General features: G+C 42.0%; 18 protein-coding genes and 1 tRNA gene. 18 read left to right on the forward strand and 1 reads right to left on the reverse strand.

Going from position 1 to position 25585, the window contains the following annotated elements:
• The first annotated feature begins 236 nt into the window (after window positions 1–236).
• The 3 genes from CXF81_RS04495 to dbpA all read left to right on the forward strand — a co-directional run bounded on the left by CXF81_RS04495 (window position 237) and on the right by dbpA (window position 3709).
• Window positions 237–1154 (forward strand): hypothetical protein, encoded by a 918-nt coding sequence (locus CXF81_RS04495; RefSeq protein WP_101180180.1) that lies wholly within the window; start codon window positions 237–239, stop codon window positions 1152–1154.
• A 99-nt stretch (window positions 1155–1253) separates the two neighbouring features.
• Window positions 1254–2300: a dihydroorotase gene (gene pyrC / locus CXF81_RS04500; RefSeq protein WP_101180181.1), complete on the forward strand. Its 1047-nt coding sequence runs from the start codon at window positions 1254–1256 to the stop codon at window positions 2298–2300.
• A complete protein-coding gene (dbpA, locus tag CXF81_RS04505) occupies window positions 2285–3709 on the forward strand; it encodes an ATP-dependent RNA helicase DbpA (RefSeq protein ID WP_101180182.1) in 1425 nt (474 codons plus the stop codon). Before pyrC ends, dbpA begins: the two co-directional genes overlap by 16 nt.
• Window positions 3710–3862: 153 nt before the next feature.
• On the opposite strand, the gene CXF81_RS04510 is transcribed toward dbpA, so the two are convergent.
• A complete protein-coding gene (locus CXF81_RS04510; RefSeq protein WP_101180183.1) occupies window positions 3863–5929 on the reverse strand; it encodes a M13 family metallopeptidase in 2067 nt (688 codons plus the stop codon).
• Between the two features lie 239 nt (window positions 5930–6168).
• On the opposite strand from CXF81_RS04510, the gene CXF81_RS04515 reads away from it, so the two are divergent.
• The 15 genes from CXF81_RS04515 (at window position 6169) to fusA (ending at window position 25486) form a co-directional block, all read left to right on the forward strand.
• The gene (locus tag CXF81_RS04515) at window positions 6169–6582 is read left to right on the forward strand and encodes an MAPEG family protein (protein WP_101180184.1); all 414 of its coding nucleotides are present in this window, start codon (window positions 6169–6171) and stop codon (window positions 6580–6582) included.
• Between the two features lie 304 nt (window positions 6583–6886).
• Complete coding sequence (locus CXF81_RS04520) at window positions 6887–8728, forward strand: ABC transporter ATP-binding protein (RefSeq protein WP_101180185.1); 1842 nt, start codon at window positions 6887–6889, stop codon at window positions 8726–8728.
• A gap of 349 nt (window positions 8729–9077) precedes the next feature.
• A tRNA-Trp gene (locus CXF81_RS04525) sits at window positions 9078–9154 on the forward strand.
• Between the two features lie 84 nt (window positions 9155–9238).
• The gene (secE, locus tag CXF81_RS04530; protein ID WP_006014859.1) at window positions 9239–9616 is read left to right on the forward strand and encodes a preprotein translocase subunit SecE; all 378 of its coding nucleotides are present in this window, start codon (window positions 9239–9241) and stop codon (window positions 9614–9616) included.
• Between the two features lie 2 nt (window positions 9617–9618).
• Window positions 9619–10155 (forward strand): transcription termination/antitermination protein NusG, encoded by a 537-nt coding sequence (nusG, locus tag CXF81_RS04535; protein WP_101180186.1) that lies wholly within the window; start codon window positions 9619–9621, stop codon window positions 10153–10155.
• A 213-nt stretch (window positions 10156–10368) separates the two neighbouring features.
• The gene (locus tag CXF81_RS04540) at window positions 10369–10878 is read left to right on the forward strand and encodes a fasciclin domain-containing protein (RefSeq protein ID WP_369828638.1); all 510 of its coding nucleotides are present in this window, start codon (window positions 10369–10371) and stop codon (window positions 10876–10878) included.
• A gap of 261 nt (window positions 10879–11139) precedes the next feature.
• On the forward strand, window positions 11140–11568 hold the full coding sequence (gene rplK, locus CXF81_RS04545) for a 50S ribosomal protein L11 (protein ID WP_101180187.1): 429 nt from the start codon (window positions 11140–11142) through the stop codon (window positions 11566–11568).
• A 4-nt stretch (window positions 11569–11572) separates the two neighbouring features.
• Entirely contained in the window at window positions 11573–12274 is a 702-nt protein-coding gene (gene rplA / locus CXF81_RS04550) for a 50S ribosomal protein L1 (protein WP_101180188.1), read from the forward strand.
• A 321-nt stretch (window positions 12275–12595) separates the two neighbouring features.
• Window positions 12596–13114, forward strand: a complete 519-nt coding sequence (gene rplJ, locus CXF81_RS04555; RefSeq protein WP_101180189.1) for a 50S ribosomal protein L10 — start codon at window positions 12596–12598, stop codon at window positions 13112–13114.
• A 55-nt stretch (window positions 13115–13169) separates the two neighbouring features.
• Window positions 13170–13541: a 50S ribosomal protein L7/L12 gene (gene rplL, locus CXF81_RS04560; RefSeq protein WP_101180190.1), complete on the forward strand. Its 372-nt coding sequence runs from the start codon at window positions 13170–13172 to the stop codon at window positions 13539–13541.
• A gap of 274 nt (window positions 13542–13815) precedes the next feature.
• On the forward strand, window positions 13816–17850 hold the full coding sequence (rpoB, locus tag CXF81_RS04565; protein WP_101180191.1) for a DNA-directed RNA polymerase subunit beta: 4035 nt from the start codon (window positions 13816–13818) through the stop codon (window positions 17848–17850).
• 86 nt (window positions 17851–17936) lie between these two features.
• The gene (rpoC, locus tag CXF81_RS04570; RefSeq protein WP_101180192.1) at window positions 17937–22106 is read left to right on the forward strand and encodes a DNA-directed RNA polymerase subunit beta'; all 4170 of its coding nucleotides are present in this window, start codon (window positions 17937–17939) and stop codon (window positions 22104–22106) included.
• 316 nt (window positions 22107–22422) lie between these two features.
• Window positions 22423–22797 carry a 30S ribosomal protein S12 gene (gene rpsL / locus CXF81_RS04575; RefSeq protein WP_026843906.1) on the forward strand — a complete coding sequence of 125 codons (375 nt, stop codon included), beginning with the start codon at window positions 22423–22425 and terminating at the stop codon, window positions 22795–22797.
• A 73-nt stretch (window positions 22798–22870) separates the two neighbouring features.
• A complete protein-coding gene (gene rpsG, locus CXF81_RS04580; protein ID WP_006014882.1) occupies window positions 22871–23341 on the forward strand; it encodes a 30S ribosomal protein S7 in 471 nt (156 codons plus the stop codon).
• A 42-nt stretch (window positions 23342–23383) separates the two neighbouring features.
• Window positions 23384–25486 (forward strand): elongation factor G, encoded by a 2103-nt coding sequence (gene fusA / locus CXF81_RS04585; protein WP_101180193.1) that lies wholly within the window; start codon window positions 23384–23386, stop codon window positions 25484–25486.
• Window positions 25487–25585: the final 99 nt, after the last annotated feature.

A 25585-nucleotide genomic window follows, 5' to 3' on the forward strand; every position in this document is an offset into this window, starting at 1 on the left:
TTTCATTTTGTTAGTGCTTCTTTTAGGTTTATTTAATATTAGTTTCTTTTTCGCTGGCTGCTCTGGTAGCGCTCTATCACAATCAATAATTATTTGTAATTTATGCTTGTGTGTGCCAAGTCGATAAAGTAACGAGAGATGCCGATAGTTTATTCGCATTATACCTATTCTGACCTAAACTTTTACTACGAGTTATAGATAGTTTGTTAATAAGATAATAACTATGAGAGAAACCCATGTTACTAATGTCTCAATTACATATTGATATTGCCAGAAACTCTACGGACGATTTCAACTTGTTTCACGATAAGAGTCGTTGGCATTGGTTACGAGGAAATCTATTTGAGGGCCCCATAGCACTTGGCTTTCAGTTGGGGGGTTTTGTTGAGTATCAGTGCAAGTTACTAGCAATGAATAGTGCTAATGACCTGTATGTTGGGCAATTTAGGTTCAGTGGATATGAATTTAATTTTGTGCACTGCGTAGTACCTGATGATGAGGTGAGTGTAAATCTTAAACAAGGTAAATGGTCCAGTGGTGATGGTTCTAGTGTTTACAGTCGACGCTTTATTTTAAAGGCGAATAAAAAGCCTGCGATTGTAGGATTCAAGCGCGAAGCCAATCAGATGACGTTGTCATTACCGACCAAATTACCACCGATGCACATGTTAAATGCACTGCCTGATAGAGAGCTAGTGCCGGGTACTAGTTATTTCTTAAAACGTAAATATATGATCGTTGGTAACGCGAAAAACTTTCTGGCCAGTGCTGGCGCAGAACAAAGTTTATTTATTGACGAATTCACAGACAAAGTCGACTTTCCTGAAATGTATCCATTGGGGCTGATTTCCTCGGCATTACTTGAAAGAGCTGTTTTTGAGGATATTGATTTAATTTCCCATCCTATGATCTATAAAACTCAGAAACTTTGTATCGACAAACAGCAGTTAGAAGAGTTGCGTAGTAACGATCCGATTAATATTCTTGTGGGCCCAGATATTTCAGAGGATGCCAATGAGTTTGGCCCTGAATCAAGCAGCAAAAAGCGTGTGATCCAAGAATGTGTTGCTTATGGTAAGGAAGAAAAGCCATTGTTTATTGCAAAAATCACATTAACTCCTTTAAATAGCCTAGTAAACAAAAGTTATGATTAATTAACGTCGTTTTTTTGCCCGCTTAGGTCCTAAATAAGGCATACTATCGGGCATAATTTTTGACCTCTATTGTAGACTCATATTCAGGATGGACTTGGCATGAAGACAACGCTTACTATTCAAACTCCAGACGATTGGCATTTGCATTTTCGTGATGGTGAAATGCTGAAAGAAACAGTACCAGCAACTGCTCGTTGTTTTAAACGAGCCATCGCTATGCCTAACTTGATGCCGCCGGTTACGACAACTCAAATGGCCTTAGAGTATAAACAACGTATTTTAGATGCTGTGCCTGCAGGCATTGAATTTGAGCCATTGGTGACATTGTTCCTAACTAATCAAACTTCTGCACAAGAAATCAAAAATGCCAAGGCGGCGGGTATTGTTGCATCAAAACTGTATCCTGCTGGGGCGACAACCAATTCGGACGCCGCAGTTAAAGGCATAAAGACGCTTTACCCTGTTTTTGCAGCAATGCAAGAAGTGGGTATGTTGTTACTTATTCATGGTGAAGTAACTGAAGCGCATATTGATATATTTGACCGAGAAAAAGCGTTTATAGAGACTTATTTGCGTGACATCGTAAATGACTTCCCTAACTTAAAGGTGGTTTTTGAACATATTACAACCAAAGAAGCGGTCGATTTTGTGCTTGAATCTTCAGACAATGTGGCAGCGACCATTACGCCCCAGCACCTATTACTAAACCGCAATGATTTATTGGTTGGTGGTTTGCGTCCCCACAACTACTGCTTGCCCGTGTTAAAGCGTAATACTCATCAACAAGCATTGAGAGAAGTGGTTGCATCAGGTTCTAATAAGTTCTTCCTAGGTACCGATTCAGCACCACATGAAAAAAATAAAAAAGAAAATGCCTGCGGCTGCGCTGGTTGTTACAGCGCATGGAGTGCGATTGAATTGTATGCGCAGGTATTTGAAGATTTAGGTGTTATTGAAAAGTTAGAAGGTTTTGCTAGTCACTTTGGTCCTGATTTTTATGGGTTGCCGCGTAATGAAGGTACCATCACACTCAACCAACAAAGCTGGGAAGTCCCTAGCAGTATTAAATTACCCACAAACGGTGACACCGATGAGGAAATAGTGCCATTTTTTGCAGGTGAAACTCTAAAATGGAAATTAGCATGACATCAACTGCAACAAATAGCGCGACTTCATTTTCTAGTTTAGGTTTATCAGAACCTTTGATGGAAGCCTTAAATGTTTTAGAGTTTACGCAAATGACGCAAACTCAACAAGCGTGCTTACCTGATGTATTAGCAGGTGCTGATGTTGCTGTACAAGCAAAAACAGGCAGTGGGAAAACACTCGCATTTGGATTAGCGCTGCTAAGTAAAATTGATGTTGAAGCTAAAAATCCACAATCCCTTATCATGTGTCCAACGCGGGAATTAGCCGAGCAGGTCGCTGAACAAATTCGCTTGTTGGCTAAACGCATGCCTAATTTAAAGGTAGTGTCTTTGGTTGGCGGCATGCCAATGGGTCCGCAAATAATATCATTGCGTTACGGTGCGAATGTCGTTGTTGGCACACCAGGGCGCATTATGGATCATATTGGTAAGCGCACATTGAACTTAAAAAAAGTGAATTGTTTTGTTCTTGATGAAGCTGATCGTATGCTTGATATGGGTTTTGAAGATGAGATGCGGGTGGTCATGCATCATCTTTCACGAACATCCTCAGCAGCAACACGACAAACCTTGTTATTTTCGGCCACTTTCCCCGCTCAAATAAAAAGCATTACGGATCAATATCAACGCGATGCAAAGATCATAAAGGTTGACGATGGGCAATCAGGTCCCAACATAGAACAACAAGCTTATCGGATTAATAACGAACATCGCACTCAGGCCGTGGCAGCTTTACTAACTCATCATCAAATTGAGTCGACTATTGTATTTTGCCGAACCAGACGTGAAACCAGAGAACTCAGTGATGAGTTATACCAAATGGGCTTCACTGCAGTCGGTTTACACGGTGACTTAGAACAATCCGAGCGTAGCCAAGTGTTAGCCAGATTTGCGAATAAAACCGTGAGCGTTTTGGTGGCCACTGATGTTGCCGCGCGCGGACTCGACATTGAACGTGTTGATTTAGTGATTAACCACAGAGTAAGTGAAGATATAGATACTCACACGCATCGAATCGGGCGTACCGGTAGAGCCGAAGAAAAAGGCTTAGCGATCACCTTAATTGATGACACTGAAGAAGGTAAGTTAGACGAAATAGCAGCGAAAACGGATGCCAAAATCAGCAAGCTACATATTCAAGGTGTGCGCTTTCATGCAAACCGAATAAGAGAGCCTGAATTTGTTTGTATTGCAGTTGATGGCGGTAAACGTGACAAGTTACGCCCGGGTGATATTTTAGGCGCGTTGACCAAAGAGGCTGAAGTGCCAGGTGAAGATATTGGTAAAATTTCGATTTCTGCTCGTAATACCTATATTGCTATAAAAGCGAGAAGCGTAAAACGTGTTTTAAGTCAGTTTCGTGAACGCCGTATCAAAGGGAAACGCTTTAAGGCCAGAAAGCTATAAGTTAAATCAAGTAAGCCCTGCTTTTTACGATATACCGTTTACAAGTAAATCTTAATTCCAGTATGAAGGCATTAATACCGTTAATAAAACACATAAAAAAGGGATCTAGTCGATCCCTTTGAAGCTGTTTTACATTCGCCTATAGCTAAAAGATTACCAAATTTTCACACGCTCTTCCTCTGGAAGATAAAGTGCATCAGTTGGTTTCACGTCAAACGCGGTGTAGAACTCAGGAACGTTACGAACCGCTCCATTTGCACGGAATTGAGCAGGCGAGTGCGGGTCAGTATTGATTTGGCTTTTTAATGCTTCATCACGGTACTTACCAGCCCATACTTGAGCAAAACCAAGGAAAACACGCTGCTCACCTGTAAACCCATCTAATATAGGTGAGGCTCCACCATTCAATGACATTTGATATGCTCTAAGCGCAATGCTTATGCCACCAAGGTCACCAATGTTTTCGCCTAATGTGAACTCACCATTAACGAAGATACCTTCTAACGGTTCAAATGCATTATATTGTTCCACCAGTTTAGCTGTTCTGGTTTTAAATTCTTCACGGTCAGTATCAGTCCACCAATTGCGTAACACGCCGTCTCCGTCAAACGTGCTTCCGGCGTCATCAAAGCCATGACCAATTTCGTGACCGATAACTGCGCCGATACCACCGTAGTTAGCTGCATCATCCGCCTCTAAGTCAAAGAACGGAGGTTGTAAGATTGCCGCAGGAAACACAATTTCATTTGCCGTTGGATTGTAATAAGCATTTACTGTTTGTGGAGTCATACCCCATTCAGTTTTATCTACAGGCTTGCCTTGTTTGGCTAATTCTTCAGCATACGTCACATTTGCGGCATTGCGTAAATTACCAAACAAGTCGGTATCAGATACCTCTAATGCAGAATAGTCTTTCCACTTATCAGGGTAGCCAATTTTCACCGTAAACTTAGATAATTTCTCAAGAGCTTGAATACGTGTTTCATCAGTCATCCAATCCAGATCTTTAATACTTACTTCATAAGCGGAAATCAGGTTATCAACCATGACTTGCATGCGCTGTTTTGCTTCTGGCGGGAAGTGCTGTTTAACGTAAACTTTACCAATTACTTCACCCAATGTACTATTCAGTAACCCGGTCGCACGACGCCACATTGGACGTTGTTCTTCGACGCCATATAAAATAGTGCTGTAGAAGTCAAAGTTTGCTTTATCCATTTCCATGTTTAATGAACTAGCTGAGGAATTAATTACGCCCCATTGTAAAAATGACTTCCAATCATCAAGTGACGTTTCAGCAATCACTTTATCGATCCCTGTTAAAAAGTCATTTTGCATGATTATCATACTTTCAGGCATGTCAAAACCAGATGCTTTCACGAAAACATCCCAGTTGAAATTAGGCATTAGGGCTTTTAATTCCTCCATGCTCAGTTTGTCATAGTTTTCAGCCCAATTTCTAGCTTGTTCTTTTTTCATGTGTTCTTGGGCAATTTTAGTTTCAAGTGCCAACAACATTTCAGCATTTTTAGCGCCATTTTCTATACCAGCTAAAGTAAACATTTTTTCAATGTGCGCTTGGTATGCGGCAAGAATTTTTGTACCATCTTCATCTTCTTTAAAATAGTACTCACGATCAGGTAAACCAATACCGGCTTGCCATGCATAGAGTGCGTAATCGTTTGGTGACTTAAAATCAGCATATTGGAAAAAACTGATTGGCGTGCCGTAACCATATTTGACTGAATACGCAAAGTATTCGACGAGTTGATCGTAGTTAGTAATTTTAGCAATTTTATCAAACTCCGATTTTAATGGTTTGATGCCCACTTTATTGCGGTTATCGATGTCGATGTATGAGCTATACATATCGCCAACTTTTTGCTGATCAGAGCCGACTGCGTAGTCGCCCTGTGATGCTGCATCAATAATGGCCTTGACATGTTCTTGGGCTTCGTCTGCCAAAATTGCAAAGTTTCCGTAAGAAGCTTTGTCTGCAGGGATTTCTGTCGTTTTCAACCATGTACCATTCACATAATTAAAAAAGTTATCGCCGGGTTGTACACTTAAATCCATGTTCTGAGTACGAATACCTGATTTCAGTGCGACTTTTTGTTCAGCCGCTATCGGCGTTATTTCTGTTGATTGTTGTGCTGGGGTGCAGGCGCCAACCGCAATAGCTACACTAAGGCCTAATAGGGCCTTTTTGAGGTGCTTCATTTTGATGTCCTATGGTTCTGTTATTTGATGTTCACTACATTATAGCCAAAGCAGAAAGAATCAACTACAAACACGAAATTGAAATAACTTGTAACATTAAAGGGTTTATTAGATGACGCAGACGAGCCATACGTACTCTTGCTCTGCAATGTTTGCGATAGCTATTTACGGGCATTCACATAAGATACGATTATTATATTGGTTTGTCAGAATGTTAAGTTAACTAAAAAGGAAGAAATATGAATGCATCAATTATTGTATTATTAGGTTATATAAGTTGGACACTAGTATTGTTATTAGCGTTGGCTTTTTACCGCACTTATTTATCGCAGAGTGGTAAATTTAAAGGCCTTAAGTTTCAGGCCGACGGTTCAGATGTGCCGGAGTTTGGTAACAGATTGACTCGTGCACAGGCAAATTGTGTTGAATGTTTTAGCTTTATTGGCGGCGTCCTCCTATTAGCTATTGCAACCGATTCGACAGCTATTACCAATGGACTTGCTTATATATTATTAGCGGCAAGATTGGGCCAATCAATCGTGCATTTAGTATCAACCACTAATATAGCGATTCAAGCTCGATTTGTTTTCTTTTTAATTCAATTCGGTATTGTTATCTACTGGGTTTTGACGCTTTTTACGAAGTTTCTTTAGTGAACTCAGTAAAGGAGACAGTTGCTTACTGCTGAGTTACCGTTTTTAATTTTTGGCACTCAGCAACAGCTGTAAAACATGGAAAAGATTGTTGGACTGGTTCAGCAATCCTATCTGTGTTGATGTAATAATAGCGAGGAATTGGTATAATGCTGAAGCGGTATGATGCATTTCCTAAACAGCTTCTAGTATCTGAGTCAAAATTAAGTATCAATAGCTTGAGCACCGAATAAATTAAACCAAAAAATCATAGTTTGTCGCTACCCTACTACCTAATTTACATCTAATTAAATAAAGAGAGAGCATGTTTTCATTTTTTGAAAATCTAACCAAAGCGTTCCCAGAAGATGCCCCCGTGCAGCCACCTAAAGACTTCGTCGCATTCTGTCGTTATTATTCTTCGGGTATGTGGAAAGTACTAATTACTGTATCAATTATTAGCGCCGTGGTTGCCATTTTAGAAGTGTCGTTGTTTGGTTATATGGGGCAACTTGTTGATTGGTTTGCAACTCGTGACAAAGCCACGTTTATTGCACAAGAAATGAATAGCTTGATCTGGATGGGATTAGTTGTGATGGTTTTTTTACCGGTACTGGTAATTCTCCAATCGGCGCTAACGCATCAATCTTTATTGGGTAATTTTCCGATGCGCATTCGTTGGCAAGCACATAGGTATCTTTTAGGGCAAAGCTTATCATTTTATCAAGACGAGTTTGCAGGGCGCGTCGCGACAAAAGTGATGCAAACCGCGTTGTCTGTGCGCGAGACAGTCATGAAAATCATGAACCTTGCGGTTTATATTTGCGTGTACTTTATCAGTATTATCGTACTGGTTTTTTCTACTGACTGGCGTTTAAGTGTGCCATTAATCATCTGGCTAGTAGCGTATGTGATTATTCTTCGAGCGCTCCTCCCTAGACTAAAAGCAATTTCCCAAAAACAAGCAGACGCTCGCTCTATTATGACGGGCCGAATTATTGATAGTTACACTAATATTATGACTGTCAAATTGTTTTCGCATAACAAGCGTGAAGAAGACTACGCGCGGGAAGGAATGGATGGGTTTCTGCAGACCGTCTACCCGCAAATGCGTTTGGTTACGGTTTTACAGGCTTGCGTTTGGGCGAGCAACTCGTTGTTGGTTTTTTCAATATCGGCACTCGCAATCTACTTATGGGTAAATGGCGTTGTGTCGCCTGGTGATATTGCGATAGCGGTGAGCTTAAGCTTACGTTTAAATGGTATGTCGCAGTGGATAATGTGGGAAGTTTCGGCGTTATTTGAAAATATTGGGACCGTTCAAGATGGGATTAATACGCTCGCAATGCCCGCATCTATTGAAGACAGAATCAATGCGCCGATGCTGAAAGTGAAGGGTGGTGGGATTGAATTCAAAGCCGTTAATTTTGCATATGTAGCCAAAAACAATACTGAAATAAAAGTATTGGAAAACTTAAATATTAGCATTAGAGAAGGGGAAAAAGTGGGACTGGTAGGACGCTCGGGTGCGGGTAAGTCAACCTTAGTAAACTTGCTCTTGCGTTTTTACGACATTCAATCTGGAAAAATTGTTATCGACGGACAAGACATTACCGGCGTTAAGCAAGAGAGTCTGCGCAGGCATATTAGCATGGTGACGCAAGACACCTCATTGATGCACCGCAGTGTGCGCGACAATATTATTTATGGTCGGACGGACGCCACAGATGAGGATATGATAAAAGCAGCTAAACAAGCTGAGGCGCACGACTTTATTTTGTTACTGAGCGATGCAAAAGGCCGCACAGGTTATGATGCTCATGTTGGAGAGCGCGGAGTTAAGCTATCTGGTGGTCAAAGGCAACGTATTGCGATTGCCAGAGTTATGCTAAAAGATGCGCCTATCCTTATTCTAGATGAAGCAACGTCGGCGTTAGATTCAGAAGTTGAAGCGGCTATTCAGCAATGCTTGGACCAAGTTATGCAACGCAAGACAGTATTAGCTATTGCTCATCGACTATCTACTATTGCGCAAATGGACCGTTTGTTAGTGCTGGACAAAGGCAAGGTTGTAGAGTCAGGCAACCATCAAGAATTACTTGAAAAAAATGGAATTTACGCCAAGTTATGGGCACATCAAACCGGCGGATTTATTGGTGTTAATTAGAGGCAGAGGTAAAACATACCTTAAAATAAATACGCTATACTCTGTTCACTCATATTGTATTGGGATGCTCAATCTTGGCTTGTAATACTAATTAATGCAGACCTTGGCAAAAGTGGATTTGTTCTCGAACAATCGGTGATATTTTGAGCTCTACCCACATATTAAAAATAGAGTGTTAGCCCTACAAAGCATTAATTTGCTAGAATAGTGCAACTAAGCGGTGCAAGGTACTTGTATAACTTGTTTGCATGAGTATAATACTGCTCCCTCCCTTATGACGCTGATGACTTCCTTTCAAGAACACAACATCACAAGGGAATTGCAGCTGAAAAATGTATCGCACGGATTTAGGGGTGTAGTTCCAATTGGTAGAACAGCGGTCTCCAAAACCGATGGCTGGGGGTTCGAGTCCCTCCACCCCTGCCACTTTTTATAGTGGCATAGGTCCGACGTAACAATTTAATTAATAGCTCGCTAATTTTAGGCGCAGCTAGTTTAGGGTAACCACTGATGAGTGATAAGGCAGAAAACGCGTCTAATCCGTTAGACCTCGCAAAATGGATTATAGTGATCGCCCTTTTAGGTGGTTTGGTTTACGCATACAGTGCGTATGAAGAAATATCTGTGTTATACAGGGCACTTGCCGCTGTTAGTATCGTGGTTATTTCCTTAGGCATTGCGGCAACAACGCAAAAAGGTAGTAACTTTCTGGTATTTGCAAAAGATGCCCGCACTGAAGTTCGCAAAGTTATTTGGCCTAGCCGCAGTGAAGCAAATCGAATGACACTTATTATTCTCTTGGCCACTGCAGTTGTTGGTTTGATGCTATATCTGATTGACATGGTTTTAGTTTATGTAATTGGCTTAATTACCAACATCGGAGTGTAAGCATGTCTGACAAAAAATGGTATGTAGTGCAAGCATTCTCACAATATGAAGGTCGTGTTCAAAAGACACTGGTCGAATATATCAAAATGCACGGTATGGAAGATTACTTCGGTGAGATTTTAGTACCTACCGAAGAAGTAGTAGAAATGCGGGCAGGTCAAAAGCGCAAATCTGAGCGTAAATTCTTCCCCGGTTACGTGCTAGTTGAAATGGAAATGAATGAAGATTCTTGGCATTTAGTTAAAAGTATTCCACGTGTTCTAGGTTTCATCGGCGGCACATCCGACCGTCCGATGCCAATTACCCAGAAAGAGGCTGATGCTATATTAAATCGTCTGCAAGAAGGCGTTGATAAGCCAAGACCAAAAACATTGTTCGAGCCGGGCGAAGTTGTTCGTGTTACTGATGGTCCGTTCGCGGATTTCAATGGCACAGTAGAGGAAGTAGACTACGAAAAAAGCCGCTTGAAAGTGTCCGTATTGATATTTGGGCGCTCAACACCAGTCGAATTAGAATTTGGTCAAGTAGAAAAAGGTTAACTATTTTACTAAAATTCAATAACAAGAAATCCAGCTTAAGCACTGGATTTTTTTTGCTCATGATTAACTAGGCATTCCTAATAAAGCCTAACCGTTGTCGCTTTATTAAATAATTGTAATAAAGCAACTAATTATGACTTTCCTTTGTATATATGTGCTGAAGTACGAATCGTCGTACTCGTCCCAACTACAACGTTCCATTAAGGAAGAATTATGAAAAGCGTGATTAATAATACAATGAAATTGGTTTCAACAATGCTACTGGCTGCGGTTTTTTCAGCAAACGTAATGGCTGGAAGCTATGGAAAGAAAATGGACATTGTAGATACAGCGGCTAACAACAGCGATTTTTCTACATTGGTTGCTGCTGTAAAAGCGGCTGGTTTAGTTGATGCATTGAAAGCTGACGGCCCATTGACAGTGTTTGCTCCAACGAATGAAGCATTTGCAAAATTACCTGCAGGAACAGTTGAGTCATTGTTGTTGCCAGAAAATAAAGATAAATTAATACAAATTTTAACGTACCACGTGGTAGCTGGCGAAGTAATGGCAGCCGACGTAGTTAAACTGACTTCTGCTACGACTTTAGAAGGTTCAGATATTACTGTAGTAGTAAGTGACGGTGGTGTTAAAGTTGATAACGCTAACGTAGTAACGACAGATATTAAGACATCTAATGGTGTTATTCACGTGATTGACACTGTAATTATGCCAAAAGGCTAGTCATAGTTTTAAACGAATACTTAAGAGGTCACCTTTTAGGTGGCCTTTTTTAGCATTAGTCAATCGAGCTTGCGTAAATATTACTATCCCAATAACGTCGGTTATTTTATTCAAGGTATTTACGATATACTTGAATTAAGGCTTGTATTTAAATCATCAAAAGCCTATACTTTGCGCCCTTTTTTATGCATCGGGAAGCCGTTTGAGAAGATATTCTCTGTATCTTTAAGGCGTTATACCCACTAATAGAGAGTAAATATAATGGCGAAGAAAGTCACTGGCTTAATTAAGCTACAGGTTGCGGCAGGCGCTGCTAACCCAAGTCCACCCGTTGGTCCTGCGCTAGGTCAACATGGTGTGAATATCATGGAATTCTGTAAAGCATTTAATGCGAAAACACAGGAACTTGAGAAAGGCGCTCCAGTACCAGTAGAGATTACTGTGTACGAAGATCGTTCTTTTACATTCGTAACAAAAACTCCTCCAGCATCCTTCTTACTAAAGAAAGCTGCAGGTATCAAGAGTGGTTCTGGTCGTCCTAATACTGAAAAAGTGGGTAAAGTTACTCGCGCTCAGTTAGAAGAGATCGCAAAATTAAAAGAACCTGATTTGACAGCATCTGGTTTAGAAGCTGCCGTAAACACCATCGCGGGTTCTGCTCGTAGCATGGGCTTGGTAGTAGAGGGTTAATAGAATGGCAAAATTATCTAAAAGAATGCGCAACATTTTTGAAAAAGTTGACGCAAGTAAAGAATACGAAATTAATGAAGCGGTAGCGTTACTTAAAGAACTTGCAACGGTTAAGTTCTCAGAAAGCGTTGACGTTGCAATTAACTTGGGTATCGATGCACGTAAATCTGACCAAAACGTTCGTGGTGCAACGGTACTGCCAAACGGTACTGGTAAAGATGTTCGTGTTGCTGTATTCACTCAAGGTGCCAATGTTGAAGCTGCAAAAGCTGCTGGTGCCGATATCGTTGGTATGGAAGACCTCGCTGAGTTGGTAAAAAAAGGCGAAATGAATTTTGATGTAGTTGTCGCTAGCCCAGACGCAATGCGTGTCGTTGGTACTCTAGGTCAAATTCTTGGTCCACGTGGTCTTATGCCTAACCCTAAAACGGGTACGGTTACTCCAGACGTCGCTACTGCAGTTAAAAATGCAAAAGCGGGTCAGGTTAGATACCGTAACGATAAGAACGGTATTATTCACGCTAGCATTGGTAAAATTGCTTTTGAAGCAAACCATATTCAAGAAAACCTTGAGTCATTGCTAGAAGCATTGAAGAAAGCAAAGCCTTCTTCTGCTAAAGGAACATATATACAAAAAGTTAGTTTAAGCACAACAATGGGTGCTGGCGTTGTCGTAAGCCAGAGTTCATTGATTCAAAAAGTTTAACTAGCTTCTCTCTTTAAGGTTGTGGGTTGGAGTTGTTTGCGCCAAAAGCGTAAGTCAACTCCCGTCCAAGACCGCAGGCGCTGGGCAGTGAAAGAAGTAAGAGAACTTTCACACACTTCGAAAGAAGCGAATGTCATAGCTTAATACTACCTGCGCAGACGGTGGTTTCAACTCAGACTCTCTGGGAATGAACACCGTAGAGCGGTACAAGGTATGTTTCAGATGTTTTCATCCAGCATATTAAGTATCAATCTGTAAACACTGATGAAAGTAAGAGTCGAAAGACGCAAACTCAATTCAGATTTTAAGAAGGTGAACTCAGTGGCATTAGGCTTAGCAGCAAAAAAAGAGATCGTAGCTGAAATAAATGAAGTTGCTTCTCGCGCTCTATCCGTTGCCGTCGCTGAATACCGTGGGATGGAAGTTCGTGAACTGACTGAACTCCGCATTAAAGCTCGTGAGCAGGGCGTATACCTCAAAGTAATACGCAATACTCTAGCTAAACGTGGATTGGCAGACAGTAAATTTGCAGACATCGACAGTGCCTTAATTGGTCCTTTAATTTATGGTTTTTCTATTGAAGCTCCAGGCGCGGCAGCGCGCTTGTTTAAAGACTTCTCTAAAACTAACCCTAAATTACAGGTAACGGCATTGTCAATTGGTAGCGGTCTATTAGGTCCAGAGAAATTGGATGCAGTAGCTTCACTACCGACCCGCGACGAAGCACTTGCAAGATTACTTGCAACCTTCAAAGCGCCTGTTGAGAAATTCGTTCGTACGATTAACGAAGTTCCTAGCAAGTTTGTGCGTGTATTGGCGGCGATCAAAGAAGAAAAATAATTTTCTTTTTTGGCATTATAATTTTTAACATTCAAAACCCCAGGAGTTTAGAGAAATGGCTCTATCCAAAGATGATATATTAAACGCAATCGCAGAAATGCCAGTAATGGAATTGGTAGAACTGATCGAAGCAGCAGAAGAAAAATTCAATGTATCTGCAGCAGCAGCAGTAGCAGTAGCTGGTCCAGCTGCAGCAGCTGAAGTTGTTGAAGAGCAAACTGAGTTTGACGTAATTCTTACTTCATTCGGTCCTAACAAAGTTTCTGTTATTAAAGCAGTGCGTAGCGCAACTGGTCTTGGCTTGAAAGAAGCTAAAGATGTAGTTGAATCTGCACCAAAAGCAATTAAAGAAGGCGTTTCTAAAAGCGACGCTGAAGCATTGCAAAAAGCACTAACAGATGCTGGTGCTGAAGTAGAAATCAAGTAATTAGCACTTTTAATTACTGGCCTTAATAGGCTCAGGCAGGTGATTTTTAATCACCTGCCTTTTTGCGCTGTATGATATGCAATATTTCACCCTTTGTTTGCTATCTAAAAATGCGTTGGCAATTAGCTGTAAGTAGTTGTTTTCATTGACATTAAAATTTAATCGATGATATGTGCTGAGGTTAATGCCCTATTAAAAGGGTACTGGAAGTTTGTTACACATGAAGATAGTACGTGTAGCAGGTTGGGTCTAAAATCAGTCGGCTGAGGAACCCATGGTTTACTCTAATAGTGAAAAGAAACGTATCCGTAAGGATTTTGGCAAGCGCCCGCAGGTATTGGAAATTCCATACCTCCTTTCAATCCAACTGGACTCATTCAAAAAGTTCATTGACCAAGATCCTGATGGTCAATACGGCTTAGAAGCGGCATTCCGCTCTGTGTTTCCAATTAAAAGTTACAGCGGTAACAGCGAGTTACAATACGTAGCATATCGCTTAGGCGAGCCTGTTTTTGACGTAAAAGAATGTCAAATCCGTGGTGTAACGTATTCAGCTCCTTTAAGAGTCAAGCTGCGTCTTGTCTTGTTTGATAAAGAAGCCGCTCCAGGTACTGTTAAAGACATCAAAGAACAAGAAGTCTACATGGGTGAAATCCCACTAATGACTCAAAACGGTACATTTGTGATCAATGGTACTGAGCGCGTAATCGTATCTCAGCTGCATCGTTCACCTGGCGTATTCTTTGATCATGACAAGGGCAAAACCCACTCGTCTGGTAAAGTACTTTATAATGCGCGCGTTATTCCATACCGTGGTTCATGGTTGGATTTCGAGTTCGATCCGAAAGATAATTTATTCGTTCGTATTGACCGTCGTAGAAAATTACCAGCGACAATAATCCTTCGTGCCTTAGAAATGAGCACAGAAGAAATTCTTGATTTATTCTTCGATAAAACCAATGTTCGCATTACTGGCGATAAATTGTTGATGGACGTTGTTCCTGATCGTTTACGCGGTGAAACTGCACAATTTGACATCATGGATGGCAAAGGTGAAGTGATTGTAGAAGCTGGTCGAAGAGTATCTGCTCGCCATACTCGAGCGTTAGAGAAAGCAAAAGTCACTGAGTTGGAAGTTCCAGCTGAATACTTACTCGGCAAAATTTATGCTAAGACTTTCGTTAACGAAGAAACTGGCGAAGTGGTAGTAAACGCGAACGACGAAGTAACGTTAGAAAACTTGCTCGAGTTGCGTGAGCTGGGTGTTGTTGAATTTGAAACCTTGTATATCAACGAGCTTGATCATGGTTCTTATATTTCGGACACTATTAAAATCGATTCAAGCACTAATAAGTTAGAAGCGCTTGTAGAGATTTACCGCATGATGCGTCCCGGTGAACCACCAACGAAAGACGCCGCAGAAACATTGTTTGATAACTTATTCTTCTCCGAAGACAGATATGACTTGTCTGCTGTCGGCAGAATGAAGTTCAACCGTCGTTTAGGCCGTGAAGAACTCACTGGTTCAGGCACGCTATCGAAAGATGATATTGTTTCGGTAATGAAGCAACTTATCACTATTCGTGACGGTAAAGACGAAGTTGATGATATCGATCACTTAGGTAACCGTCGTATTCGTTCTGTTGGTGAAATGGCAGAGAATCAATTCCGTGTTGGTTTAGTACGCGTCGAACGCGCTGTTAAAGAGCGTTTAAGCCTTGGCGACCTTGATGCCATCATGCCGCAAGATTTGATCAATGCGAAGCCTATTTCTGCTGCTGTAAAAGAGTTTTTTGGCTCAAGCCAATTATCTCAGTTTATGGATCAGAACAACCCGCTATCAGAAGTGACGCACAAGCGTCGTATTTCTGCTTTAGGTCCGGGTGGTCTTACGCGTGAAAGAGCTGGTTTCGAAGTGCGTGACGTGCATCCGACTCACTATGGTCGTGTATGTCCAATTGAAACGCCAGAGGGTCCAAACATTGGTTTGATCAACTCACTTGCTAGTTTCGCCAGAACGAATGACTTTGGTTTCTTAGAAACCCCGTATCGCCGCATTGTAGACGGTATCGTTACCGACGATATTGATTACTTGTCAGCGATTGAAGAAGGTCAATTCGCGATTGCACAAGCAAACGTGTTACTGGATGATAAAAACGCCTTAGTTGAAGACTTGATACCTTGTCGTCACCGTGGTGAAACCACCTTAATGCAAAAAGATGACATTACCTATATGGATGTGTCACCGCAACAAATAGTATCAGTCGCAGCAAGTATTATTCCGTTCCTAGAACACGATGATGCTAACCGAGCCTTGATGGGCTCGAACATGCAACGTCAAGCTGTACCAACGCTAAGGGCTGATAAGCCATTGGTCGGAACAGGTATGGAGAAGACGGTAGCAGTAGATTCGGGTGTAACTGTTGTGGCGAAACGTGGCGGAACAGTCGACTATGTTGATGCAAGCCGTATTGTAGTTAAAGTTAATGAAGAAGAAATGACAGCCGGTGAAGCTGGTATCGATATCTACAACTTAACTAAATATACACGTTCTAACCAAAATACATGTATTAACCAACGACCAACGTGCAATGTGGGTGACCCCATCGTGACTGGTGACGTGCTGGCCGACGGTCCGTCAACTGACTTAGGTGAATTAGCGCTTGGTCAAAACATGCGCATCGCATTTATGCCTTGGAATGGTTACAACTTTGAGGATTCAATCCTTATTTCTGAGCGTGTAGCTGAAGAAGATCGTTTTACAACTATTCACATCCAAGAACTTAGCTGTATCGCTCGCGATACCAAGTTAGGTCCAGAAGAAATCAGTTCTGATATTCCAAACGTAGGCGAATCTGCGTTAGGCAAGCTTGATGAATCAGGCGTTGTATATATTGGTGCTGAAGTGAAGGGTGGCGACATTCTAGTCGGTAAAGTGACACCGAAAGGTGAAACTCAACTTACGCCAGAAGAGAAACTATTACGAGCAATCTTTGGTGAAAAAGCGTCTGACGTTAAAGATACTTCACTTCGTGTGCCTAACAGCGTTCGCGGTACCGTTATTGATGTTCAGGTGTTTACACGCGACGGCGTTGAGAAAGACAAGCGCGCCTTAGAAATTGAAGATATGCAGTTGCGTCAAGTGAAGAAAGACTTAGGTGATGAATTCGGTATTCTTGCTGACGGTATTTTTGCTCGTACGCAGAACTTATTACTTAAGTTCGGTATTGACCAAGCTAAATTAGATAGTCTGCCACGTGACAAATGGTTCGATATCACGTTGAAAGACGAAGACGCGCAATCGGAGCTTGATCAAAGTGCACAGCAACATGAAGAAGTTAAAAATGACTTTGATAAGAAGTTCGAAAACAAACGCCGTAAGATTACTCAAGGCGATGATTTAGCGCCAGGCGTGTTAAAAATCGTCAAGGTTTATCTTGCTGTCAAACGTCATATTCAGCCGGGTGATAAAATGGCTGGTCGTCACGGTAACAAAGGTGTTATTTCAGCGATTCAACCTGTTGAAGATATGCCATACGATGCCAACGGCACGCCGATAGACATCGTATTAAACCCATTGGGTGTTCCGTCACGTATGAACATTGGTCAGATTCTTGAAACTCACTTAGGTATGGCTGCCCATGGCTTAGGTGTAAAGATTGATCGTATGATCAAAGAGCAAGAAGAGATTACCAAGTTACGTAGCTTCTTAAAGGAGATATATAACCTTGGTGAATGTCATCAGGAAGTCGATCTTGATACTTTCTCTGACCATGAGATTAAGCGTTTAGCTGAAAATCTGCGCAAAGGTGTTCCTGTCGCTACTCCGGTATTCGACGGCGCACGTGAGTCAGAAATCAAAGAAATGCTGAAATTAGCAGACATTCCTGAAAGTGGTCAAATTACGTTGTTTGATGGCCGCACAGGTAGAGCTTTTGAGCGTCCTGTTACTGTAGGTTACATGTACATGTTAAAACTTAACCACTTGGTTGATGATAAAATGCATGCACGTTCTACTGGTTCTTACAGTTTGGTTACGCAACAGCCACTTGGTGGTAAAGCACAATTTGGTGGTCAACGCTTCGGTGAGATGGAAGTTTGGGCGCTAGAAGCTTATGGTGCTGCGTATACCTTACAAGAGATGCTAACTGTTAAGTCTGATGATGTTAATGGCCGTACTAAGATGTATAAAAACATCGTTGACGGTGACCATAGAATGGAGCCTGGCATGCCAGAATCCTTCAACGTATTGTTGAAAGAAATCCGTTCATTGGGTATTAATATTGAGCTTGAAGAACAAAAACGGTAAGCGCATCGATTGAGCTTAAACAGGTTGGCCCTGTTTTCACTTAGGTGGATTCAGGGTCGTGACAATGACTCCGTTGGGAGAGATATGTGAAAGACTTACTAAAGTTTATTAAGCAACAAAATAAGACCGAAGAATTTGACAATATCAAAATTGGTCTTGCTTCACCGGACATGATTAGATCATGGTCTTTTGGTGAAGTTAAAAAGCCTGAAACGATAAACTATCGTACGTTCAAGCCCGAGCGTGATGGTCTTTTCTGTGCCCGTATATTTGGTCCAGTAAAAGATTACGAATGTTTGTGCGGTAAATACAAGCGTTTGAAGCACCGTGGTGTTATCTGTGAAAAATGTGGCGTTGAAGTTACCCTAACGAAAGTACGTCGTGAGCGTATGGGTCATATTGAACTGGCAAGTCCAGTTGCGCACATTTGGTTCCTTAAATCATTACCGTCAAGAATCGGTTTAATGTTGGACATGACACTACGTGATATCGAGCGTGTACTTTACTTCGAATCATATGTTGTAACCGAAGCCGGTTATACAGAGCTTGAAGCAAGGCAACTACTAACTGAAGAAGAATATTTAGATTCTTTGGAAGAGCATGGCGATGAATTCGAAGCGAAAATGGGTGCAGAAGCAGTATTTGAATTGCTTAAGCAACTTGACGTAGCAGCAGATGTTGCCGCTATGCGTGAAGAATTACCTTCAATTAATTCTGAAACCAAACGTAAGAAAATTACCAAGCGGTTGAAACTGTTAGAGTCATTCCAACAGTCTGGTAATAAGCCAGAGTGGATGATCCTGACAGTACTACCGGTATTACCACCTGAATTGCGTCCATTGGTACCATTAGATGGTGGCCGTTTCGCGACTTCAGATTTGAACGATCTATATCGTCGTGTTATTAACCGTAACAACCGTTTGAAGCGTCTACTAGACCTCGCTGCACCTGACATTATTGTACGTAACGAAAAACGTATGTTGCAAGAAGCAGTTGATGCCCTTCTAGACAATGGTCGTCGTGGTCGTGCTATCACTGGTTCTAACAAGCGTCCATTGAAATCACTTGCTGACATGATTAAAGGTAAGCAAGGTCGTTTCCGTCAAAACCTGCTTGGTAAGCGTGTTGACTATTCAGGTCGTTCTGTCATTACCGTTGGTCCAACATTGCGTTTACACCAATGTGGTCTTCCTAAGAAAATGGCACTTGAACTATTCAAGCCGTTTATTTATGGCAAGCTGGAAGGTCGTGGTTTAGCGACAACGATCAAAGCAGCTAAGAAATTAGTTGAACGTGAAGCGCCGGAAGTATGGGACGTTCTTGACGAAGTAATTCGCGAACATCCAGTGTTGCTTAACCGTGCACCAACACTTCACAGGTTAGGTATCCAAGCATTTGAACCTATACTGATTGAAGGTAAAGCAATCCAATTACACCCATTAGTATGTGCTGCGTACAACGCTGACTTCGACGGTGACCAAATGGCGGTTCACGTACCATTGACGATCGAAGCTCAGTTAGAGTCTCGCGCATTAATGATGTCGACTAACAACATTCTTTCACCGGCAAACGGCGAGCCAATTATTGTTCCTTCACAGGACGTTGTATTGGGCCTTTACTATTTGACACGTGACCGTGTTAATGGTTTAGGTGAAGGTATGGTATTTACCAGTCCGTTCGAAGCTGAAAAAGCATATCGTACAGACTGCGCTGAGCTTCATGCTCGCGTTAAAGTGCGGATTACGGAAATTGTTGTTGCAGAAGACGGCACCAAATCTGAGAAAGTAACACTAACCGATACAACGGTCGGTCGCGCGATTTTCTCTTTGACACTGCCAGTAGGGTTACCCTTTGAAATAATCAATCAAGCGATGGGTAAAAAGCAAATTTCACAATTGTTGAACACTTGCTACCGTACTTTAGGTTTGAAGGACACTGTAATTGCAGCTGACCAAATCATGTATACCGGTTTCCACTACGCGATGATCGCGGGTGCATCAGTTGGTATCGATGACATGGTGATCCCAGATGCGAAGAAAGAAATCATCGACGCTGCGGAAGCGGAAGTTGTTGAGATCCAAGAGCAGTTCCAATCAGGTCTTGTAACTGCCGGTGAACGTTACAACAAAGTTATCGATATTTGGTCAACTGCCAATGAAAACGTAGCGAAAGCGATGATGGATAACTTGAAAACTGAAACTGTTAAAAACAAAAATGGTGAAGACGAAGAGCAAACATCATTTAACTCCGTTTACATGATGGCTGACTCGGGCGCTCGTGGTAGTGCTGCACAAATTCGTCAATTAGCGGGTATGCGTGGATTGATGGCTAAGCCGGATGGTTCAATCATCGAAACACCAATCACAGCTAACTTCCGTGAAGGTCTTAACGTACTGCAGTACTTTATCTCTACTCACGGTGCACGTAAAGGTTTGGCCGATACCGCATTGAAGACAGCTAACTCGGGTTATTTGACTCGACGCTTGGTAGACGTTGCACAAGATTTGGTTATCAATAACGACGATTGTGGCACATTCGAAGGTGTTAAAATGACACCATTAATCGAAGGTGGTGATGTTGTTGAAGCTTTACGCGAACGTGTTTTAGGCCGTGTTGTTGCTGAAGATGTGGTTAAGCCTGGTACTGATGAAGTGCTTGTTGAACGTAACGTATTACTCGACGAAGCGCTTGTTGATCTGCTGGAAGTTAACTCAGTTGACCAAATTATGGTTCGCTCAGTTATTACTTGCGATAATGACTTTGGTGTTTGTGCCAATTGTTACGGTCGTGACCTAGCGCGTGGCCACATGGTTGGTTCTGGTGAATCTGTCGGTGTTATTGCTGCACAGTCTATCGGTGAACCTGGTACACAGTTAACAATGCGTACATTCCATATCGGTGGCGCAGCATCTCGTGCTACAGCAGAAAACAATGTACAAGTTAAAACAACCGGTACATTGAAATTCTCTAACGCAAAATTCGTACGTAACTCTGATAAGAAAGTAGTTATCATTTCACGTTCAACTGAATTAACGGTTATTGACGACCAAGGTCGTGAGAAAGAACGTTACAGAGTGCCATATGGTGCGGTGTTGAATGTCGATGATAATGCATCGGTTAGTTCTGGCGATATCGTTGCTAACTGGGACCCACATAGTCACCCAATTGTGACTGAGCGTGATTCTAAGATCAGCTTTGCTGATATCGACGATTCAAATACGGAAATGCAACAAGACGAATTGACCGGTTTGACTCGTATCGTTGTTAAAGATCTTTCTAAAGCGAATGCTAAAGAGCCTAAGCTTATTCTTGATAACGTAGAGTTTGGTCTTCAAGAAATTCGCTTACCAAGCTTTACTACCATCGAAACTACTGATGGTAAGTTAGCAAAAGAGGGTGACGTGTTAGCACGTATACCGCAAGAGAGTTCGAAAACACGAGATATTACGGGTGGCCTTCCACGTGTTGCTGATTTGTTTGAAGCACGTAAGCCTAAAGAGCCTGCAATACTTGCTGAAGTTTCTGGTGTTATCGGATACGGTAAAGAAACCAAAGGTAAGAAACGTTTAACTATTACTCGAAAAGATGCGGATCATTATGAAGAGATGATCCCTAAATGGCGCAACCTGAATGTTTATGAAGGTGAGTCTGTAGAGAAAGGTGAAGTCATTGCTGATGGACCTGAATCTCCACATGACATTTTGCGTTTGAGAGGCATCAGTGCTGTTTCTAATTACATCGTAAATGAAGTACAAGAAGTTTATCGTTTGCAGGGTGTAAAAATTAACGATAAGCACATTGAAGTTGTTATTCGTCAAATGTTACGTAAATGTATGATTACGACTCCTGGTGATACACGTTTCTTAGAAGGCGAACAAGTTGAGGTTTCTCAAGTTAAGATCGCTAACCGTGAAATGGAAAAGCAAGGTAAGATCCCAGCAGGCTATGAAACTCAGCTGTTAGGTATTACTAAAGCGTCACTTTCTACTGAGTCATTTATCTCAGCTGCTTCATTCCAAGAAACAACTCGAGTGTTAACGGAAGCTGCAGTGCAAGGTAAAGAAGATGATTTACGTGGTTTGAAAGAGAACGTTATTGTTGGTCGCTTGATCCCAGCTGGTACTGGTTTCTCGTATCATCAAAAACGTGCTGCTAGAAAAGCTGCTCAGTTCGCACCAGTCGAGCCTTCAATGGCCGCTGATGAAGCTGAAAAAGCAATGGCTGAACTGCTAAATGCAGGCGACGATAACGCTTAGTAAATTGAACATAGCAAAATGTCTATAAATTGAAGCGGGGAGTATGTGAAAACATGCTCCCCGCTTGACATTACAGCCTATGATCTATAACATTCCGCGACCCAATTTTGCCAATCACATGTTTTGGGAAAATAAAGTCGCGGTTTTTTGTTTTCGAAATACAGCATTAATCGTTGATTTTACTGGGCTAACGAGCAGTAGATAGTATTTAGCTTAGCGATATTCGTTTAGTAGATGTGTCTGCAACAGAACTCAATTAATATTCGCTTGAGCGATATAATGATTTGAGAATTTAATTTTAACCAGGAGCTAGTTAATGGCAACAGTTAACCAGTTAGTGCGCAAGCCACGTAAAAAGCCGGTCGAGAAATCGAACGTAGCTGCTTTACAAGCATGCCCACAACGTCGTGGTGTGTGTACTCGCGTATATACAACTACGCCAAAGAAGCCGAATTCTGCATTACGTAAAGTATGTCGCGTTCGCTTAACAAACGGTTTTGAAGTTTCTTCATACATCGGTGGCGAAGGCCACAACCTACAAGAGCACAGCGTGGTACTTATCCGCGGTGGTCGTGTAAAAGATTTACCAGGTGTTCGTTACCATACAGTCCGCGGAACATTGGATTGCTCTGGTGTAAACGATCGTAGACAAGCCCGTTCTAAGTACGGCGCGAAAAGGCCTAAGTCTTAACGGTTCTCCGTTAGTAAGGCCAAACTATTAAATTAGAGTTTTGGGTTATACCTGAATTCCACGGAGAATTAAGATGCCAAGAAGAAGAGTCGTAGGTCAACGTAAAATCCTACCAGATCCTAAGTTCGGATCGCAGTTGCTTGCTAAGTTCATGAATGTCGTAATGCTCGACGGCAAGAAGTCCACCGCTGAAAAAATTGTTTACGGTGCCCTTGAAATTGTTGCTCAAAAAACGTCTAAACCACACCTAGAAGTGTTTGAAGATGCACTAGAGAACATCCGCCCCACAGTTGAGGTTAAATCTCGCCGTGTTGGTGGTTCTACGTACCAAGTACCAGTAGAAGTTCGTCCAGTTCGTCGTAACGCTCTTGGTATGCGTTGGATGGTTGATGCGGCACGTAAGCGTGGTGAGAAATCCATGGCACAACGTTTAGCAGCTGAGTTGCTTGATGCACAAGACAACAAAGGTAGTGCGGTTAAGAAACGTGAAGACGTTCACCGCATGGCAGAAGCGAACAAAGCGTTTGCTCACTACCGTTGGTAGTCTTGAGTTAATCACTCGAACTTTACGGAAAAAGAGAGAAGTATGCCACGTAGTACACCTATCGAACGCTATCGCAACATTGGTATTGTTGCACATGTTGATGCGGGTAAAACCACAACAACTGAGCGTATTTTATTCTATACCGGTATTTCACATAAAATCGGTGAAGTTCATGATGGCGCTGCCACTATGGATTGGATGGAACAAGAACAGGAACGTGGCATTACAATAACTTCTGCGGCAACGACTTGCTTTTGGGCAGGTATGCAGCAGCAGTTCGATCAACACCGCATCAATATTATAGACACACCGGGGCACGTCGATTTTACAATTGAAGTTGAACGTTCACTGCGTGTATTAGATGGTGCGGTTGTTGTTTTTTGTGGTTCGTCAGGTGTTGAGCCGCAATCAGAAACAGTCTGGCGTCAAGCCGACAAATACCATGTACCGCGTTTAGTTTTTATTAATAAAATGGACCGAACGGGCGCAGATTTTGAACGTGTTGTGAATCAAATTCGCAAACGGTTAGGTGCAAACTGTGTACCAATTCAGCTGAATATTGGCACAGAAGAAGAATTTAGAGGCGTAATTGACCTTATTAAAATGAAGTCGATTAACTGGAACGAAGCCGATAAAGGCGCAACCTTCTCTTATGAAGAAATTCCAGCCGAGTATTTGGCTAAGGCTGAAAAGTATCGAACTGAAATGGTTGAAGCGGCGGCAGAAGCAAACGACGAGTTAATGGACAAGTATTTAAATGGCGAAGAGTTGTCCGAAGCTGAAATTAAAGAGGGTTTGCGCATTCGAACTCTCAGTAATGATATTGTTTTAGCATGCTGCGGCTCTGCATTCAAAAACAAGGGTGTACAAGCTGTGCTTGACGCTGTTGTTGAATACTTACCAGCGCCAACAGAAGTACCTGCAATCAAAGGGGTACTTGATGACAAGGACGAAACTGAGTCGTCAAGGGAAGCAAGTGACAGTGCTCCATTTGCGGCCTTAGCATTTAAAATAGCAACCGACCCATTTGTGGGAACGTTAACTTTCTTCCGTTGCTATTCTGGCGTTATTAAAACAGGCGATACTGTTTATAACCCAATTAAAGGCAAAAAGGAGCGTATTGGTCGCATGGTGCAAATGCACGCGAACGATAGAGCGGAATTAAAAGAAGTTCGGGCTGGCGATATCGCTGCGGCGATTGGATTGAAGGATGTTACAACAGGTGAAACGTTGTGTGATCCAAATAATATTATTACACTAGAAAAAATGGATTTTCCAGAACCGGTTATTTCTATCGCAGTAGAACCCAAATCTACAGGTGATCAGGAGAGAATGGGGATAGCGTTAAGCAAATTAACTGCCGAGGATCCGTCATTTAAAGTGAAGACCGACGAAGAGTCAGGTCAAACCATAATATCCGGCATGGGTGAATTGCACCTAGACATCATTGTTGACCGTATGAAGCGTGAGTTTAATGTCGAATGCAACGTGGGTAATCCACAAGTTGCTTATCGTGAAACTATTCGTAAGGCTGTTGAAGTCGAAGGTAAATTTATTCGTCAATCCGGCGGTAAAGGTCAATATGGGCACGTTTGGTTAAAAGTAGAACCAAATGAAGAAGGCGCTGGATACGAATTTGTAAATGGGATCGTTGGTGGCACTGTGCCAAAAGAATTTATACCAGCGGTTGATAAAGGCATCGAGGAACAGATGCAAAATGGTGTACTAGCAGGTTATCCTGTTCTAGACATCAAAGTAACCTTATTCGATGGTTCTTACCACGATGTTGACTCTTCTGAAATGGCGTTTAAAATTGCTGCTTCGATGGGTTTCAAGAATGGGATGGCTAGCGCCAACCCAGTGTTACTTGAACCGACTATGCAGGTTGAAGTAACCACTCCCGAGGATTGGATGGGTGATGTGGTCGGAGACCTAAACCGCCGTCGTGGGATAATTGAAGGTATGGAAGACGGTGTAGCTGGCATTAAGATTGTGCGCGCTAAAGTACCACTTTCAGAAATGTTTGGATATGCCACCGCTGTGCGTTCAGCAACGCAGGGTAGGGCGTCATACTCAATGGAATTTTATAAGTATGCGGAAGCACCAAATAATGTCGCTAAGGCAATAATCGATTCCCGTACGTAAACAATTTTAATTTTAACTATAGAAGTTCGTTCGTTGCAATATTGTAATGAATACCAAACTTAGGAAATAAAGAAAATGGCAAAGCAGAAGTTTGAACGT

Origin of the sequence: Glaciecola sp. 33A, assembly GCF_002836745.1 — a bacterium.
GTDB lineage: Bacteria > Pseudomonadota > Gammaproteobacteria > Enterobacterales > Alteromonadaceae > Glaciecola.

Bases quoted from the DNA above. Each gene is read 5' to 3' on its own strand.
- fusA (WP_101180193.1), top strand. From the start codon at position 23,384: ATGCCACGTAGTACACCTATCGAACGCTATCGCAACATTGGTATTGTT.
- pyrC (WP_101180181.1), top strand. From the start codon at position 1,254: ATGAAGACAACGCTTACTATTCAAACTCCAGACGATTGGCATTTGCAT.
- nusG (WP_101180186.1), top strand. From the start codon at position 9,619: ATGTCTGACAAAAAATGGTATGTAGTGCAAGCATTCTCACAATATGAA.
- rplA (WP_101180188.1), top strand. From the start codon at position 11,573: ATGGCAAAATTATCTAAAAGAATGCGCAACATTTTTGAAAAAGTTGAC.
- rplL (WP_101180190.1), top strand. From the start codon at position 13,170: ATGGCTCTATCCAAAGATGATATATTAAACGCAATCGCAGAAATGCCA.
- rpsG (WP_006014882.1), top strand. From the start codon at position 22,871: ATGCCAAGAAGAAGAGTCGTAGGTCAACGTAAAATCCTACCAGATCCT.
- rplK (WP_101180187.1), top strand. From the start codon at position 11,140: ATGGCGAAGAAAGTCACTGGCTTAATTAAGCTACAGGTTGCGGCAGGC.
- rpsL (WP_026843906.1), top strand. From the start codon at position 22,423: ATGGCAACAGTTAACCAGTTAGTGCGCAAGCCACGTAAAAAGCCGGTC.
- CXF81_RS04540 (WP_369828638.1), top strand. From the start codon at position 10,369: ATGAAAAGCGTGATTAATAATACAATGAAATTGGTTTCAACAATGCTA.
- CXF81_RS04515 (WP_101180184.1), top strand. From the start codon at position 6,169: ATGAATGCATCAATTATTGTATTATTAGGTTATATAAGTTGGACACTA.
- secE (WP_006014859.1), top strand. From the start codon at position 9,239: ATGAGTGATAAGGCAGAAAACGCGTCTAATCCGTTAGACCTCGCAAAA.
- rpoB (WP_101180191.1), top strand. From the start codon at position 13,816: ATGGTTTACTCTAATAGTGAAAAGAAACGTATCCGTAAGGATTTTGGC.
- CXF81_RS04495 (WP_101180180.1), top strand. From the start codon at position 237: ATGTTACTAATGTCTCAATTACATATTGATATTGCCAGAAACTCTACG.
- dbpA (WP_101180182.1), top strand. From the start codon at position 2,285: ATGGAAATTAGCATGACATCAACTGCAACAAATAGCGCGACTTCATTT.
- CXF81_RS04510 (WP_101180183.1), bottom strand. From the start codon at position 5,929: ATGAAGCACCTCAAAAAGGCCCTATTAGGCCTTAGTGTAGCTATTGCG.
- CXF81_RS04520 (WP_101180185.1), top strand. From the start codon at position 6,887: ATGTTTTCATTTTTTGAAAATCTAACCAAAGCGTTCCCAGAAGATGCC.